2 protein-coding genes are annotated in these 2,052 nt (G+C 69.4%); one reads left to right on the top strand and one right to left on the bottom strand.

The genetic code is table 11. The features are described from left to right. The coding region (locus VAE46_RS00190; protein WP_322794878.1) for a hypothetical protein at positions 1–191 on the bottom strand (191 nt) is incomplete at its 3' end. Positions 192–391: 200 nt separating this feature from the next. Between VAE46_RS00190 and VAE46_RS00185 the strand changes: the two genes are divergently transcribed. Further along, on the top strand, positions 392–2,052 hold a 1,661-nt coding region (locus VAE46_RS00185; RefSeq protein WP_322794877.1), incomplete at its 3' end, for a putative bifunctional diguanylate cyclase/phosphodiesterase.

Raw genomic sequence — 2,052 nt, 5'->3', positions numbered from 1 at the left:
AGGAACAGGACCACGACCGCGGGATTGACGACCAGGTTTTCGATGCGGTGGGTGATGTGCAGGCCGAGGCGGGTGGCGGCGACTCCCTGCGCTTCGGTCATGGCCTGGAGGAGGGGGAAGGCGAAGGTCGCGCCGAGACCCACCATGACGCCGCCGAGATGCAGGAACAGCAGCAATTTGTACGATTCCATCCGATGCTCTCCTGTGAAGTTCGCGGCAGTATAACGTCCTGCAGGCTGTCAGAAAACTTCAAAACATGGCGGGGAATTCGCGTGCTGTACAGTTCCCAAGTTCCCGGGGCGTGCGCGCACCCTGAAGATGACGGCCCGGTGGGCCGAATATTCCGGCGTGACACCGTGGTATTCACTGCGCGGACACCGGAGCGGCCGCCTTGGCGCCGTCTGATCGGCGGGAGACATTCCCGCGGCTGCCGCTGCGGGTGCTCCTGATTGGCGTGCTGGCAGCGACAGCGGTCGCGGGCCCGATCGCGGGCCTGCTGCTGGGCCACGGGCTGGAGGCAGCGCTGGCGGAGCTGGGGCCGGGGATGCTGGCGGCGGTCGGGGGCGCCTGGGTGCTCTGCCGGCTCGTGGCCGGGCCGCTGGACCGCCTGGGCGAGGTGATCCGGGAGGGACAGGCTGGCGACCTCGAGCGGCGGGCCGGCGGGGCGTTCGTCCGGGAGCTGGATGAGCTCGCGGTGCAGCTAAACCGCGCGCTCGCGGCGCTGCAATCGTCGACGGATTCGCTGATCTATCGGGCGTTCCACGACTCGCTCACGGAGCTGCCCAACCGGGCGATGTTCCTCGCTGCCTTCGCCCGGGCGCTGGGGGCGCAGCGCAGGCCGGGACAGGTGGCGGTGATGTTCCTGGATGTGGACCGCTTCAAATTCCTGAACGATACGCTCGGCCACGCGGTGGGCGACCAGCTGCTTTCGGTGTTCGCGCAGCGGCTGGTGGGAGCCGCCGGCGGCCAGATGGTGGCGCGGCTCGGCGGCGACGAGTTCACCGTCCTGGTGCAGGCCGGCGATGCCGGGCGGGCCGCACGGGAGATCGCCGGGCGCATCCTGGCGGCGCTGGAGCGGCCGTTTTCCATTGCGGGACAGGAGCTGTTCGTTTCGACCAGCATCGGCATTGCGGTGAGCAGCGAGGGCGACCGCTCGACCACGGACCTGCTGAGGAAGGCGGATGTCGCGCTGTACCGCGCGAAGGGCGAGGGCCGGGCGCGCTGGGTGGTCTTTTCGCCGGAGCTCGATGCGGACGCTGCGGAGCGGTTCGACCTGGACAATGCCCTGCGGCGGGCGGTCGAGCGGAACGAGCTGCTGCTGCTCTACCAACCCCTGGTGGACCTGCGCACCGGCACGCTGCTGGGCATGGAGGCGCTGCTTCGCTGGAACCACCCGCACCGGGGCGTGCTTTCGCCGGCCACGTTCATTTCGATCGCCGAGGAATCGGGGGAGATTGTGCGGATCGGGCAGTGGGTCGCGGAGGAAGCCTGCCGGAAGGCGGCCGCGTTCCAGCGGCTGAGGCCCGGGAAGCCGCTCACCGTGTGCGTGAACATTTCGGCGGCGGAGTTCCGCCAGCGCGACCTCCCGGCGCGGTTGCGGCAGGTGCTCGAACACTCCGGGCTGGCGCCGGAGCAGCTGAAGCTGGAGCTGACGGAGAGCGTGCTGCTCGAAGACGCGCCGGCCGCGGTGGAGATGCTGGGCGAACTGAAGCAGCTGGGCGTGCGGCTGGCGCTGGATGATTTTGGGACGGGCTACTCCTCGCTGAGCTACCTGCAGCGGCTGCCGATCGACACGCTCAAGGTCGACCAGTCGTTTGTTGAGCGATTGGGGGTCGACGCCACCTCCGGGCCGCTGGTGCGGGCGATGGTGGAGATGGGCGAAGCGCTGGGGATGGAAGTGGTGGCGGAAGGCGTGGAAACCGAGTGGCAGGCGGCCTGTCTGCGGGAGGTCGGCTGCACGGCGGCGCAGGGCAGGTTCTTTGCGGGGCCGCTGACGGAGGAGCAGTTCGCCCGGCTGGTGGCCTCGAACCGGCCGGTCTCGGGGTGGGAGCA

Origin of the sequence: Tepidiforma sp., assembly GCF_034433535.1 — a bacterium.
Lineage (GTDB): Bacteria > Chloroflexota > Dehalococcoidia > Tepidiformales > Tepidiformaceae > Tepidiforma.
The sequence above is the reverse complement of the archived record's forward strand: the minus strand, read 5'-3'. Positions and strand labels throughout refer to the sequence as shown.